Below are 13,754 nucleotides of genomic sequence, written 5' to 3'. Positions count from 1 at the left end.
TCACTAGAAGCTGCTCTGCACCTTCACCCCCAGCACCCATGCATCATCCACCTGGCTGACCCCGCCCGGATCGCGCACATACTGCAGGTTCGGGCGGATCACCAGCCAGCGGGTGGCGTGGATGCCGTAGTACAGCTCGGCGTCGTATTCGTTGCCCTGCAGGGGTTGATAGCCGGGGTTGTCGTAGTCGCTCTGCTGGTTGGCCGCGTTGACCAGGCGCTGGTTGTCGCGGTAGCGCGAGTTGGTATGGATACGCGCCACGCCAACGCCGATATCGTCCTGCGGGCGGGCGTCGAACAGGCCCTTGTAGGTGAGCCCGGCCTGAATGAAGTGCCCGACCTGGCTGGTTTCCCGGTCCGGCACGGTGACGTTGGCGAACAGCGACAGGCCGCGCTGCGGGTCACCTGCATGGGCTGTCACCTGCTGCTGGGCGACCAACCAGTAACCATACTTGCTGTCGCGGCTGCGCAGCGGGCTGTTCACATCGCCCGGGGTTTCGCGGCTGTGCACGTCGGCGGCGTCGGCGCTGCTGTAGTAGGCGCCGACCCGGTACTCGCCCGGCAACTGCCTGAAGGTGGGCTGCCAGACCAGCTCCACAGGCAGGATCACGCCCTTGCCGCCACTGAAGTTGAGCTTGAAGCCGTTGCCGGTTTCCAGCAGCGACGGGTTGTGCTCGAACACCCCGACCTGGGCGAACAGCTGCGGCGTCAGCTGGTACTTGACCCGCGCGCCCCACTGCGCGATCGGCCAGTTGTACCAGGTGTTGGCGCCGGCCCAGTTGCCCATCTGCGAGCCGCACAGGGCCAGGTTCTGGAAATCGCAGGGGAAGCTGTTGAAGTCCTCGCCTTCACCGAAGCGGCCGAACTTGAGGTCGAGCTTGCGCGCCAGGAACGACTTGCTGATCCACATCTGGGTCAACCGCCAGGTCTGCCCTCGCCCCCAGACTTCCTGGTTGGACGAGTACATCGGCGCGCGCGGGTCGCTGATGCGGTCGTTGGAGATATTGCGGCCTTCGCGCTCGGTGATGGCCAGCTTGAAGGTGGCGTCTTCCCAGCCCAGGATCTTCTGCAGGTCGAGCTTGGCGCCGAGGGTGAACTGGCCGCTCCAGCGCGCGGTGTGATCCTGGTCGTAACCGCCATGGGCGTTGTAGCCCAGCTCGCCGACGTAATCGAGGGTGAGGTCGTAGCCCTGCTCCAGCAGTTCGTTGCGAACGCCGCCCCAGTCACCGGTCATGCCCGCTGCGTTCGGGTCGAACACCCCCGCCGCCTGGGCAGCCTGGCTCCCCGCCAGGGCCAGGCTGGAAAACGCAATGCCTTTGAGCCAGGTGCAGCGGTGCCCGCCGCGCAAATCAGCGTGTTTCATGGTGTGTGGCCTCTTGTTGTTATTGTGTGGGTTGCCCCATCGCAGGTTTTGAAATCGGTCCTATCCCTGTGGGAGCCGGCTTGCCGGCGATGGGGCCAGTTGCGTCAAAGCAGCTCTTGCAACTGCGGCACAGCCTCGAACAGATCACCCACCAGCCCGTAATCCGCCACCTGGAAGATCGGCGCCTCTTCATCCTTGTTGATCGCAACGATCACCTTGGAGTCCTTCATGCCGGCCAGATGCTGGATCGCGCCGGAGATACCGACGGCGATGTACAGCTGTGGCGCAACGATCTTGCCGGTCTGGCCGACCTGCATGTCGTTGGGCACGAAGCCTGCGTCGACCGCAGCGCGCGAGGCACCCACGGCAGCGCCGAGCTTGTCGGCCAGGCTGTACAGGTGCTTGAAGTTGTCACCGTTGCCCAGGCCACGGCCGCCGGAAACGACGACCTTGGCGGCGCTCAGATCCGGGCGGTCGGACTGGGCCAGCTGTTCGGCGACGAACGCCGATTGGCCCGCGTCATGGGCAGCCGCGATGGCTTCGACCGCAGCCGCTCCCCCTTCTGCGGGCACGGCATCGAAGCCGGTGGTACGCACGGTGATGACCTTGACCGCAGCGCTCGATTGCACGGTGGCAATGGCGTTACCGGCGTAGATCGGGCGCTTGAAGGTGTCGGCCGATTCCACCGAGATGATCTCGGAGATCTGGTCGACGTCCAGCAGTGCGGCAACGCGCGGCAAGATGTTCTTGCCGTTGCTGGTAGCCGGTGCCAGCACGTGGCTGTAACCCTTGGCCAGCTCGACGATCAGCGGGGCGACGTTTTCCGGCAGGGCGTGGGCGTAGGCAGCATTATCGGCCACCAGCACCTTGGCCACGCCCGCGATCTTGGCTGCGGATTCGGCGACGCCACCGACGTTCTGGCCTGCGACCAGCACGTGGATATCGCCACCGATCTTGGCGGCTGCGGCAACAGTGTTCAGGGTAGCCGGGGCAACGGCGGCGTTTTCAGGACCTTGTAGAAGGTCAGCGACAACCAGGACAGTCATTCAGATCACCTTCGCTTCGTTCTTCAGCTTCTCGACCAGTTCGGCCACCGACTTGACCTTGATACCCGCGCTGCGGGCAGCTGGCGCTTCGACCTTCAAGGTCTTGTTGGTGGACGTGAGCGATACGCCCAGCGCATCCGCAGTCAGCGTTTCCAGCGGCTTCTTCTTGGCCTTCATGATGTTCGGCAGCGACGCGTAGCGTGGCTCGTTCAGGCGCAGGTCGGTGGTGACGATCGCCGGCAGGTTCAGCGCAACAGTCTGCAGGCCGCCATCGATTTCACGGGTGACGTTCAGCTTGTCGCCCGCTACCTCGACCTTGGAGGCGAAGGTGCCCTGGGCGAAGCCGGTCAGCGCCGCCAGCATCTGGCCGGTCTGGTTGTTGTCACTGTCGATGGCCTGCTTGCCGAGGATGACCAGCTGCGGCTGTTCCTTGTCGACAACGGCCTTGAGCGCCTTGGCCACGGCCAGGGCGTTCAGTTCATCGGCGGCCTCGACCAGGATGGCGCGGTCGGCACCCAGTGCCAGCGCGGTACGCAGCTGTTCCTGGGCGGTGGTCGGGCCGACGGAGACGACCACGATCTCGGTCGCAACGCCTTTCTCTTTCAGGCGCACGGCTTCTTCCACGGCGATTTCGCAGAAGGGGTTCATGGCCATCTTGACGTTTGCCAGGTCGACGCCGGAGTGGTCCGCCTTGACGCGAACCTTGACGTTGTAGTCGACCACTCGCTTGATTGACACAAGGACTTTCATTGCAGTGTTTTCACCTTTGCGATGGGTTACTTGACGATGGGAAGCTTGGAACGGTCCAGGGTGAAGGCCACGGCGATGATCAGGATCACGCCGAAGACGATCTGCTGGGCGAACACGCTGATGCCGACGAAGGTCATGCCGATGCGCACCACCGACACCAGCAACGCGCCGACCAGGGTGCGCCACACGCTGCCGACGCCGCCGGTCAGTGCGGTGCCGCCGACCAGCACGGCGGCAATCGCCGGCAGCAGGAACTCGTTGGCCAGGGTCGGCGAGCCGCTGGACAGGCGCCCGGCCATGAGCACGCCGGACAACGCCGCCAGCCCCGCCGACAGGGCGAAGGTCAGCACCTTGATGCGGTTGACGTTGATTCCCGAGGCCCAGGCCGCAGGCTCACCGGCGCCCACGGCATTGCCGAAGCGGCCGAACGGCGTCTTGCGCTGCAGGAAGATGCACAGCCCCAGTACCACACTTGCGACCAGCACTTCGTTGGGGATACCCGCCGTCTGCCCGGTGACCCAGCCGAACCAGGCATCGCGCTGCGCGCCATCGATGTTGATGGTGCGATTGCTCGACACCAGCATGGTCAGGCTGGTGACCACCCCGCCGATGGCCAGGGTGACGATGAACGACGGGATGCGCAGCCAGGTGTGCAGCACCCCGCTCAGCGCCCCTGCGGCAATGCCCGCCAGCAGGCCGATGGCGAAGGCCCACGGGCCGAAGCCTGGCAGCAGCAGCGCGACCAGCACGCTGGCCATGGAAGCCACCGCCTGGGACGACAGGTCGATGCCGCCGATCAGCAGCACGAAGGTGATGCCGGTGGCCATGATGAACAGCGTGGCGGTGTCGGCAAGCAGCCCGAACACGGCACCGGGGTGGATGAAGCCGGGGTCGTAGCCGGCGATCAGGGCAACCAGCACGATCAGCGCCAGCAGCGGCGCCTGGGTGCGAAAACCATTGAGCAGGATAGGCATCGTTGTTCTCTCAGACCATGTACTGGATCAGGTCGACCTGCTGGGGCTTGGCCCCCGGCAGGCAGGCGAAGGATTGCGCCACGTCGCCATCGCGCATCACCAGGATGCGGTGGCTCAGGCCGATCATTTCTTCCAGGGTGTCGGCGGTGAGGATCACCGACACGCCCTGTTCGGTGATCTCGCGGATCAACTGGTAGACGTCTTCCTTGGCACCCACGTCCAGCCCACGGGTGGGGTGGTCGAGGATGAGGATGCTGGAGCCGGCGTTGCGCCATTTGGCCAGCACCACCTTCTGCTGGTTGCCGCCGCTGAGGTTGAGCAGCAAGGCATCCGGGCCTGGGGTCTTGATGCTCAGCCGCTTGATCCAGCTCTCGGCGAGGCTGCGCTCGCGCTTCTCGTCGAGCAGGCCGGCGCGGGTGACCTGGCCGATCCGCGCCAGGGTCATGTTCTGCGCCACGCTGAGCATCGAGACGATGCCCTCGACCTTGCGCTCGCGCGGGATGTAGCCGATCCCGGCGCGGATCGCCGCCGCCGGGCCGCCGCCGGCCAGGCGCTTGCCGTGCACCTTGAGCTCGCCGCTGCTTCGGGGCAGCAACCCGGCCAGCACCCGGCACAGCTCCTCGCGGCCCGAGCCGATTACCCCGGCGATGCCGAGGATCTCGCCGCGGTGCAGGTCGAAGTCGAGGCTGGCGAAATGGCCGTGCAAGGCCAGCCCGCGTGCCGACAGCACCACCTCGGGCAAGCACGGCTTCTGCAGCGACTCGCGGTAGAACTCGGCCTGCAGCGAACGGCCCACCATCAGGCTGTGCAGGCGCTCCTTGGAGGCTTCGCCAGCGGGCATCTGCGCCACCACCTCGCCGTCCTTCATCACGTACACCCGGTCGCTGAGTTCGAGCAGTTCGTCCAGCCGGTGCGAGACGAAGATGAACGAGGCGCGCGACTTGAGCTGGCGCACCAGGCGGAACAGCGTGTCGATCTCGCGCTGCTCCAGCACCGAGGTGGGCTCGTCGAGCAAGATCACCAGGTGGCCCTGGCAGCGTTCTTCCAGCGCCAGCGCCTTGGCCAGCTCGATCATCTGCCGCTGGCCGAAGCTCAGCTCGCTGCACAGCATGCCCGGGTCGATATCGAGGTTGACCTTGGCCAGCTGCTGGCGCGCCGCGCGGTGCAGTTTTTTCCAGTTCAGCCAGCCAAAGCGCGAGAATTCGTCTTCGCGGCCCATGAACAGGTTCTCGGCCACCGACAGGTTGGGCAGGATCGACTGCTCCTGGTAGACCATGGCGATGCCCTGCGCGGTGGCACCGCGAGGGCCGTCGAGGACGATGGGCTGGCCGTCGAGCTCCAGGTGCCCTTCATCGGGCTGGTGCACGCCGGTGAGGATTTTCATCAGGGTCGATTTGCCGGCACCGTTCTCGCCGATCAGGCCGACCACTTCATGCTTGCGTACCTCAAGGTCGATGCCCTTGAGCACGGTGACGCCGTTGAAGCGCTTGGTGACATTGTTCAGGGTGAGCATGGCGGCTTTCCTCACTTGACGACCCGTGCCTTGGCACGGTCGAGGGCAATGGCGACGGCAGCGATGATCAACACCCCCTGCACACCTTGCTGGACATACGGCGCAACCCCCATCAGGACCATGCCGTTGCTCACCACCACCACGATCAGCACGCCCAGCAAGGTGACCAGCGGGCTGCCGTTGCCGCCGGCCAGCGAGGCGCCGCCGACCACGATGGCGGTGATCGCGGTGAACAGCTGGCCCTGGGCGATCAGCGCGTGCCCCTGGCCGAACTGCGCCACCGCAAGGATTGCCGCCAGGCCATAGAAGCCCCCGGCCAGGGCGAAGATGCCGATGCGTATGCGGTTGACGTTGACGCCATTGAGCCGCGCCAGGTCCTCGCCACCGCCGATCGCCAGGGCGTGGCGCCCGAGCACGGTATGGCGCGAGATGAAGTGCGCGACGCCCAGCGCCAGCACCACGATCCACACCGACAACGGCAGGCCGAGCAGGCGGTGCAAGGCGATGGCGCGCACGTCCATGTCCAGCACCCGCACGGTGTTGCCCTGCAGCAAGGCCGTGGCCAGGCCGATGCCGACGAAGCCCAGGCCCAGGGTGGCCATGAACGACGGGATGCGCAGTTTCACCTGCAGCAGGCCGTTGAGCAGGCCGGTGCCGGCGCCAACCGCAATGGCCACCGGCAAGGCCCACAGGCCAAGGGCGTGGGCATTGAGGTTGTTGCCCACCAGCAGGGCGAAGCACACGGCGGCGACCGCCACCACGCCTTCCACGGACAGGTCGATGCTGCCCATCTGGATCACGAACATCCCGCCCAGTGCCATCAGCAGTGGGATCGAACAGGCGGTGGCAATGCGCACCAGGTTCATCGGGTCGAAGAAGTTGCTGTTGATCGAACCGATGAGCAGGCCGATCAGCAGCAGGACAAGCAGTGACGAAAACCGTCGCAGGCGGGCCATGACGATAACTCCGGAAAACAGGCAGTAGAAAACCCTCGGCGTGCAGCCTGGCAGGCTGGCCGAATGAAAAAGGCGCTAGGGGTCAGGAGGTGTAGCGGATAGGCCCGGCCACGCGCCCCCAGAAATCATTCACGTCCACCACCGGGGTGGCCTTGAAGTTGCTCGCGTAGAACGCCTCGACATTGGCCTTGGTGACCAGTTGCGGGCGCACGTAGAACTCACGGTGCTCGTGCGGCTCCTGGGCCGGGTCGATGCGCCCGGTCTTGGCCGCGTGGCCCAGGGCCAGGCCCATGCTGCCGAGCCAGTAAGGGTCGAGGCTGGTGGTGGCGATGTATTCGCCGGTGCGAATGGCTTCGACGGCCTGCTCGATGCCATCGATGCCCACCACCGGGATCATCCCCGCCAGGCCTTCGCCACGCAGCGCTTCGAGCGCGCCCATGCCCATGTCGTCGTTGGCGCACCAGATGCCCTTGATGTCGCTGTTGAAGCGGGTCAGCCACGACTGCACGATGGGGAACGCCTTGTTCGCGCTCCAGTCGGCTGGCTGGAAGTCCAGCAGGGTGATGCCGGGGTACTTCTTCAGCGCGGCCTCCAGGCCACTGCGCCGGCCGATGGCCGCCACGTTGCTGAGGATACCGCCCAGGGCGACGATGCCGCCGCTGCCGCCCATGGCTTCGAACAGCTCGGTGGCCACCGCCTCGCCCACCGCCTGGCCGTCTTCGGAGATGTGCGCCACCCAGTAGGGGCTGTAGTCCCAGGGGTGCATGTCGTCGGGCTTGTTCCACACGGTGGTGACGTAGACCCCGGCCTTGACGCACTGCTCGATGATGGCGCGGGCGTCGGCGGAGTCGTTGGGCTCGATGTTGAGGATCAGGTTGCCTTCGGTCTTGGCGATCAGCGCGCGGATATCGGCGATGCCCTTCTGGCTGTTGCCTTCGGTGACCAGCGGCGAGTACGGCAGGCCCAGGCTGGCCGCGTAGGCCTGGCCGCCGCGGTTGAAGATGGCGTGGTAGGGGTTGGTCAGGGAGCGGAAGGAATTGGAAAACGTCAGTGTGGTCTGCGCCCAGAGCGCGGTGGGCATCAGCGCGGCCACGGCACCGACGCCGGCAAGGCCTGCGGCACCGACCAGCAGCAGCTTGCGCCGGGTGATGTCCAGCAGTTGGGTGGAATCATTGTTGTTATTCATTTGGCCTCCGGGTGCAGGGCACCGGGTGAGTACTGCCTGTTGTTTTTATGTAACCAACTAGTTATTTATAAATCTAACGCAGCGAGGATGCAATCTTTAATGTTTGTCAGGTCTGGCCCTATCGCCGGCAAGCCGGCTCCCACAGAGGACGGTGAGGCTTGCCGGCGATAGGGCCCTGGCAGGGTTCAGACTGCCTTGTGCAGCTCCCCACGCTCACTGCGCACCAGCACCTGCGAAGGCGCCAGGCTGCGCCCCAGGATCAGGTCGGCGCCCTTCTCGGCAATCATGATCGACGGCGCATTGGTATTGGAGCTGACCAACCTCGGCATCACCGAAGAGTCAACCACCCGCAAGCGCCGCACGCCCCGCACCCGCAACTGCGGATCGACCACGGCCATGGCGTCGATGCCCATCTTGCAGGTACCCACCGGGTGATACCCGGTGCGCCCGCAGCGCCGTGCGTAGTCTTCGTAGTCCGCCTGGGTACGCACGCTGTCGCCGGGGAAATGCTCGGCCTTGATGTAGCGGCTCAAGGACTGCTGGGCCATGATCTCGCGGCTGAGCTTGATGCCTTCGACCGACACGTGCAGGTCATACGGGTTGCTGATGTAGTTGGGGTCGATCAGCGGTGGCTGCAGCGGGTCGGCGCTGCGCAGGCGCACGCTGCCGCGGCTGCGCGGGCGCAGGAAGTACGAGTTGAGGGTACAGCCGGCGCCGGAGGGCACCGGCGGGATGCCCGCCTCCACCCCGGCACCGGGCAGGAAATGGAACTGCAGGTCTGGCACGCTGGCGCGCGAATCGCCGTACCAGAAGGCACCGGCCTCGGCGATGTTGGAGGTGACCGGGCCCTTGTTGAACAGCTTGTACTCCAGCCCCGCCAGCAACATCATGTGCGGCTTGGCGTACTTGTCCAGGCTCTGCGACCCCTTGAGCTCGTAGACGATGTCGATGTCGAAGTGATCCTGCAGGTTCTGCCCCACCCCGGGCAGGTCCTGCTTGACCTCGATGCCCAGGCGCTGCAGCTCCTCGGCCGGGCCGACGCCGGAGAGCATGAGGGTCTTCGGCGAGCCGATGGCGCCGGCCGCCAGCACCACCTCACGCTCGGCGGCCACGAAGCGCACCTCGCGCGAGCCGCTGCCCTGGACGTACTCGACACCCGTGGCCTGGCCGTTGTCGATGCGGATGCGGGTTACCAGGCAGTCGGTCTGGATGGTCAAGTTGGGCCGCTGGCGGGCCTTGCTCAGGTAGCCCTGGGCGGCACTGCAGCGGCGCCCGCCGCGCTGGGTGACCTGGTAGGCGCCGCAGCCTTCCTGGCGGGCGCCGTTGAAGTCGGCGTTGTAAGGGATGCCGGCTTCCTGGGCCGAGCGGATGAAGGCCTTGGTCACCTCGTTCACGCTGATCAGGTCGGACACCCCCAGCGGGCCTTCGGTGCCGTGGTATTCGTTGCTCAGGCGCTCGTTGTCCTCGGCCTTGCGAAAATACGGCAGCACCTCGCGGAAGGACCAGCCACGGCAGCCCTCCTCCTGCTCCCAGTCGTCATAGTCCTTGGCGTTGCCGCGGGTATAGACCATGGCATTGATCGAACCGCCACCGCCCAGCACCCGCCCTTGCGGGTACAGCACCGAACGGTTGTTCATGGTGCCTTGGGCCACGGTATCGAAGCCCCAGGTCAGCGGGCCGCCGGTCATCTTGAAAAAACCCACCGGCATATGGATGTAGGGGTTGGTATCGGCAGGCCCGGCCTCGAGCAGCAACACCCGCACATCCGCCTGCTCGCTCAGGCGCGCCGCCAGCACACAACCGGCGGAACCCCCACCGATAACGACGTAATCGTACATGCTTGTTTTCTCCGATCTTGTTGTTCTGCTGCCTGGATTCAGGCGCTGACCCACGGCGTGCGGGCACCCAGCTGCACATGCACGGACTTGAGCTCAGTGTACTCCTCCACCCCGTAGCGCCCGGCCTCGCGGCCAATGCCCGACTGCTTGAAGCCACCAGAGGGCAGCTCCGGCCCACCGGCAATGGTGGTGTTGACCCAGACCCGGCCAGCCTTGATCTGCCGCGTGGCCTGCAGCGCAGTTTCCAGGTTGCGGCTCCAGAGGCTGGCGGCCAGCCCGAAGGGCGTGTCGTTGGCCAGCGCCATGGCTTGCTCGAAGCTGTCGAAGGCAGTGATGGTCAGCACCGGGCCGAAGATTTCTTCGCGGGCGATGACCATCTGCGGGGTGACGTCGGCGAACACGGTGGGCTGCAGGTACATGCCCGTCGGCGATTCGATGCGCTGCCCGCCGCGCAGCAAGCGCGCGCCTTCGCGCCGCCCCTGCTCGATGTAGCCCAGCACCCGCTCCAGATGACGAGCCTCGGTGATCGAGCCGACCTGGGTGCCCGCGTGCAACGGGTCACCGATGCGCACCTTGTCGAGCAAGACGCAGATCTTCTCGGTCAGCGCCTGCTCCACCGAGCGCTCGACGATCAGGCGGCTGCCGCTGACGCAGCATTGGCCGGCATTGAAGCAGATGCCGAAGACGATGGCGTCGGCGGCCGCGTCCAGGTCGGCGTCGGCAAACACCACCTGCGGGTTCTTGCCGCCCAGTTCCAGGCCGACCTTCTTCATGTTGCCGGTGGCCGCGGCCATGGTCAGGCGGCCGACTTCGGTGGAGCCGGTGAACGACACCATGTCGATATCGGCATGCGCACTGATCGCCTGGCCGAGCACCGCACCCGGGCCGGTGAGCACATTGAGCACGCCGTCGGGCAGGCCGGCTTCCTGCATCAGCCCGGCCAGCATCAGGGTGGTACCTGAGGTCAGTTCGCTGGGCTTGGCCACCACGGTGCAGCCGGACGCCAGGATGAACGGCAGGCGCTCGGCGAGGATGAAGAACGGGAAGTTCCACGGCGTGATCAGCCCGACCACACCCACCGGCTCGCGCGTGACCAGCCCGAGCAGGCTGTCACCGAGGTTGTTGAAGCTGTCGCCGTGCAGGGCCTGGGCTTGCCCTGCGGCATATTCCCAGATGCCCGCGGCGCCCAGCACCTCACCGCGCGCCTGGCTGATCGGCTTGCCGGTCTCGAAAGTTTCCTGCAGCGCCAGCGCTTCGCTGTGCTGGCGGATCAGGGCGGCGGTGCGCAGCAGCACACCTGCCCGCAACGCACCACTGGAGCGGGCCCAGGTGCCGTGGTCGAAGGCCCGGCGGGCCGCCGCCACCGCCTGCTGCACGTCGTCGACGCCGGCAGCGGGGTAGACACTCACCGGCACCTCGTGGGACGGGCTGTAGCGCGTGACCTGGGTGGTCGCCGAACCCTGCGTCCAGCGGCCGTCGATGAACATTTCGAAGCGCCGCGGCTGCAGCGGCGGCGCCAGGCGTGGCGTGTTGTCGTTGTTATTCACGGGAAACATCCTCAGTACAGCGTTGTTGTTGTTCTGGCAAACCACCCGCACAGCGCATATCGAGCGGCTGCCGGTTGCCTACGTATAACTAACCGGTTGTTTACATACAAGCAGCGGGCTAAGCTTTGTTTGTCAGCCTTATGCCCCCGCGGCTAAGCTCATCGCCCCTACACCGCAGGCCATTGATTTCTGCGTCAGGAAGTACAGCACTCAAGCTCTGGAGAGCGTTCCACATGCCCAGCAAAGCCACCGAAGCGGTCAGCGCCCGCCCCACCCGGGATTCCGAAGCGACGCGCCTGAGAATCCTCAACGCCGCCAAGGTCGAATTCGCCAAACTGGGCTTGGCCGGCGCACGCATCGACAGCATCGCGCTGCGCGCCAAGTCCAACAAACGGATGATCTACGAGTACTTCGGCAACAAGGAGGGGCTGTTCGAAGCGGTCCTGGAGTCGGCCTACCAGGACATCCGCCAGGCCGAACGCAAGCTCAATCTCGAAGCGCTGGAGCCGGTCGAGGCGATCACCCAACTGGTGACCTTCACCTGGAAGTACTACCTGAAGAACCCGCACTTCCTGACCCTGGTCAACAGCGAGAACCTGCACAAGGCCGTGCACCTCAAGCGCTCCCAGGAAAAGATGCAGCAGATGCACGCGCCGATGGTGTCGATGGTCGCCCAGATCCTCGCCCGTGGCGTGGCCCAGGGCGTGTTCCGCGAAGGTGTCGACCCGGTGCAGCTGAACATCACGATCGCCGCGATCAACTACTACTACCTGAACAACCGCTTCACCGGCGAGATCATCTACGGCTTCGACCTGATGTCGCCCGAAGCCCTGCAGGCGCGCATCGACTTCAACGTGCAGACCATCCTCGGCATGCTGCGCCCCGCCTGACGCCCACGCTGCACGCAGCCCCTCCCGGCCACACCGCACGCCGCGAGGGGCTGCCCGGCTCATGCCAACCCCGCCACTTTCACGTCGCGCACGATCGGCGTGAACGCCATGCGCGTCAGCACGTCGCGCTCGATATCCACGCCTCGCGCCACCTCGATGAGCTCGATGCCTTCGGCCAGCAGGCGGAACACTGCGCGCTCGGTCACGTACAGCACCTCCTGGCCTGCACGAACCGCTTGCGGGCCGCTGAAAGTGATGTGGCGCACCTGCTCGACCAGCTTGGGCACCTCGCCACGGCGCTCGATCTGCAAGGCAGCGCCGACCTTCGCCACCTCCAGCCCCTTGGCCTCGAAGGCGCCGCAGAACACCACCTTGCGCGCCCCCTGGGTGATGTCGACGAAGCCACCGGGGCCGACCAGCGTGCCGCCCAGGTTGGACACGTTGACGTTGCCCTGCCCGTCCATCTCGCCCATGCCGAGGAACGCCAGGTCGACACCGCCGCCGCTGTAGAAGTCGAACTGGTCCAGCGAGGTGACGATCGCCTGCGGGTACTGCGCCGCGCCGAACATCGCACCGCCCATCATGCGGCCGTTGTGGATGCCCTGCTCGATGCTGCCCCAGTAGCTGTCCTGCAGGCCGCGCTCGGCGAGCAGCGAGGGGATGCCGCCGGGGATGCCGAAGCCAAAGTTCAGCGACATGCCCGGGACGAATTCATCGGCCGCACGCGCGGCGATGATGCGGCGGATATCGTCGGCCATCGGCGCCTCGCTGCGCGCCGCCTGGGGCAGGCACTCGCCGCTGATGGCCGGGTCGTAGTCGGCGGCCACGCACTGGCGCTGGTCCTCGACCACCACCACTTCATCCACCAGCACGCCAGGGATGCGCACCAGGCGTGCCGGCACGAAGGCGCTGTCGCTCAGGCCGCGGACCTGGGCGTAGACCTTGCCGCCGCTGTTGTGCGCCGCCAGCGCCAGGGCGTAGGCGTCCAGGTCGGCCGCCTCGTGGCACAGGCTGATATTGCCGCTGGGGTCGGCCAGGCTGCCGCGCACGATCGCCACATCGACCTTGAACGGCTTGTAGCGCAGGTAGTCCTGGCCATCGATGCTCAGCCGCTCGACCAGCGCTTGGCTGGCACTGGCGTTGCACTTGCCGCCGGCCACCTGCGGGTCGGCGAAGGTGCCCAGGCCAATGTGGGTGATCAGCCCCGGGCGGCCGGCGCCGATCTCGCGCATCAGGCTCATGATCACCCCGGCCGGCAGGCTGTAGGCCTGGATCTGCTCGTTGCGTGCCAGCGCCTGCATCTTCGCCGACCAGCTCCAGTGGCCACCGATCACCTTGCGCACCAGGCCCGGGTGGGCCAGGCGCTCCAGGCCGCTGCCGCGCCCGTCGCCGATGCCCAGGGCGTGCACCAGGGTCAGGTCGCGCGGGTGGCCGGTGCTCAGGAAGCGGGCTTCGATGGCCGCCAGCAAGGCGTCCGGCTCCAGCAAGGTGCCCGAGCCACAGATGGCCACGGTCGCGCCATCGGCTATCCGGCTGGCGACATCCGCTGCTGATGTACAGCTTCTTTTCATTGTTGTTTTCCTCATCGATCGCCCGGCCCCGGGCGACTCCAGGTGTGCAATTGAGTGCTTGACGGCCTGCCAAAGGGCGCTTTAAATAAATAACCAGTTGGTTACTTAAAAACACTTTAGA

General features: G+C 66.0%; 11 protein-coding genes. 1 reads left to right on the top strand and 10 read right to left on the bottom strand.

The window, feature by feature from the left end:
• Positions 1-3: 3 nt before the first annotated feature.
• The 9 genes from L6D75_RS15220 to L6D75_RS15180 form a co-directional block, all read right to left on the bottom strand.
• Positions 4-1,362 carry a carbohydrate porin gene (locus L6D75_RS15220; RefSeq protein WP_176516519.1) on the bottom strand — a complete coding sequence of 453 codons (1,359 nt, stop codon included), beginning with the start codon at positions 1,360-1,362 and terminating at the stop codon, positions 4-6.
• Positions 1,363-1,466: 104 nt separating this feature from the next.
• Positions 1,467-2,408: an electron transfer flavoprotein subunit alpha/FixB family protein gene (locus tag L6D75_RS15215; RefSeq protein ID WP_176516521.1), complete on the bottom strand. Its 942-nt coding sequence runs from the start codon at positions 2,406-2,408 to the stop codon at positions 1,467-1,469.
• The gene (locus tag L6D75_RS15210; RefSeq protein WP_176516523.1) at positions 2,409-3,158 is read right to left on the bottom strand and encodes an electron transfer flavoprotein subunit beta/FixA family protein; all 750 of its coding nucleotides are present in this window, start codon (positions 3,156-3,158) and stop codon (positions 2,409-2,411) included.
• A gap of 26 nt (positions 3,159-3,184) precedes the next feature.
• Positions 3,185-4,132, bottom strand: a complete 948-nt coding sequence (locus L6D75_RS15205) for an ABC transporter permease (RefSeq protein ID WP_176516525.1) — start codon at positions 4,130-4,132, stop codon at positions 3,185-3,187.
• A gap of 10 nt (positions 4,133-4,142) precedes the next feature.
• On the bottom strand, positions 4,143-5,645 hold the full coding sequence (locus L6D75_RS15200) for a sugar ABC transporter ATP-binding protein (protein ID WP_176516527.1): 1,503 nt from the start codon (positions 5,643-5,645) through the stop codon (positions 4,143-4,145).
• Between the two features lie 11 nt (positions 5,646-5,656).
• Complete coding sequence (locus tag L6D75_RS15195; protein WP_176516529.1) at positions 5,657-6,601, bottom strand: ABC transporter permease; 945 nt, start codon at positions 6,599-6,601, stop codon at positions 5,657-5,659.
• An 82-nt stretch (positions 6,602-6,683) separates the two neighbouring features.
• Positions 6,684-7,787, bottom strand: a complete 1,104-nt coding sequence (locus L6D75_RS15190) for a sugar ABC transporter substrate-binding protein (protein WP_176516531.1) — start codon at positions 7,785-7,787, stop codon at positions 6,684-6,686.
• Between the two features lie 185 nt (positions 7,788-7,972).
• Positions 7,973-9,625: a GMC family oxidoreductase gene (locus L6D75_RS15185; protein WP_176516533.1), complete on the bottom strand. Its 1,653-nt coding sequence runs from the start codon at positions 9,623-9,625 to the stop codon at positions 7,973-7,975.
• Between the two features lie 38 nt (positions 9,626-9,663).
• Positions 9,664-11,181 (bottom strand): aldehyde dehydrogenase family protein, encoded by a 1,518-nt coding sequence (locus L6D75_RS15180; RefSeq protein WP_176516536.1) that lies wholly within the window; start codon positions 11,179-11,181, stop codon positions 9,664-9,666.
• A gap of 224 nt (positions 11,182-11,405) precedes the next feature.
• Here L6D75_RS15180 and L6D75_RS15175 point away from each other — a divergent pair, with 224 nt between their 5' ends.
• Positions 11,406-12,062 carry a TetR/AcrR family transcriptional regulator gene (locus L6D75_RS15175; RefSeq protein WP_176516539.1) on the top strand — a complete coding sequence of 219 codons (657 nt, stop codon included), beginning with the start codon at positions 11,406-11,408 and terminating at the stop codon, positions 12,060-12,062.
• 59 nt (positions 12,063-12,121) lie between these two features.
• On the opposite strand, the gene L6D75_RS15170 is transcribed toward L6D75_RS15175, so the two are convergent.
• A complete protein-coding gene (locus L6D75_RS15170) occupies positions 12,122-13,633 on the bottom strand; it encodes a CoA-transferase (RefSeq protein WP_176516541.1) in 1,512 nt (503 codons plus the stop codon).
• Between the last annotated feature and the right edge of the window lie 121 nt (positions 13,634-13,754).

This window comes from Pseudomonas faucium, assembly GCF_021602585.1.
Lineage (GTDB): Bacteria > Pseudomonadota > Gammaproteobacteria > Pseudomonadales > Pseudomonadaceae > Aquipseudomonas > Aquipseudomonas faucium.
Note: the sequence above shows the minus strand (reverse complement) of the source record. Positions and strands in the feature narration are given on the sequence as shown.

Bases quoted from the DNA above. Each gene is read 5' to 3' on its own strand.
- L6D75_RS15220 (WP_176516519.1), bottom strand. From the start codon at position 1,362: ATGAAACACGCTGATTTGCGCGGCGGGCACCGCTGCACCTGGCTCAAA.
- L6D75_RS15200 (WP_176516527.1), bottom strand. From the start codon at position 5,645: ATGCTCACCCTGAACAATGTCACCAAGCGCTTCAACGGCGTCACCGTG.
- L6D75_RS15190 (WP_176516531.1), bottom strand. From the start codon at position 7,787: ATGAATAACAACAATGATTCCACCCAACTGCTGGACATCACCCGGCGC.
- L6D75_RS15205 (WP_176516525.1), bottom strand. From the start codon at position 4,132: ATGCCTATCCTGCTCAATGGTTTTCGCACCCAGGCGCCGCTGCTGGCG.
- L6D75_RS15185 (WP_176516533.1), bottom strand. From the start codon at position 9,625: ATGTACGATTACGTCGTTATCGGTGGGGGTTCCGCCGGTTGTGTGCTG.
- L6D75_RS15180 (WP_176516536.1), bottom strand. From the start codon at position 11,181: ATGTTTCCCGTGAATAACAACGACAACACGCCACGCCTGGCGCCGCCG.
- L6D75_RS15210 (WP_176516523.1), bottom strand. From the start codon at position 3,158: ATGAAAGTCCTTGTGTCAATCAAGCGAGTGGTCGACTACAACGTCAAG.
- L6D75_RS15175 (WP_176516539.1), top strand. From the start codon at position 11,406: ATGCCCAGCAAAGCCACCGAAGCGGTCAGCGCCCGCCCCACCCGGGAT.
- L6D75_RS15195 (WP_176516529.1), bottom strand. From the start codon at position 6,601: ATGGCCCGCCTGCGACGGTTTTCGTCACTGCTTGTCCTGCTGCTGATC.
- L6D75_RS15215 (WP_176516521.1), bottom strand. From the start codon at position 2,408: ATGACTGTCCTGGTTGTCGCTGACCTTCTACAAGGTCCTGAAAACGCC.
- L6D75_RS15170 (WP_176516541.1), bottom strand. From the start codon at position 13,633: ATGAAAAGAAGCTGTACATCAGCAGCGGATGTCGCCAGCCGGATAGCC.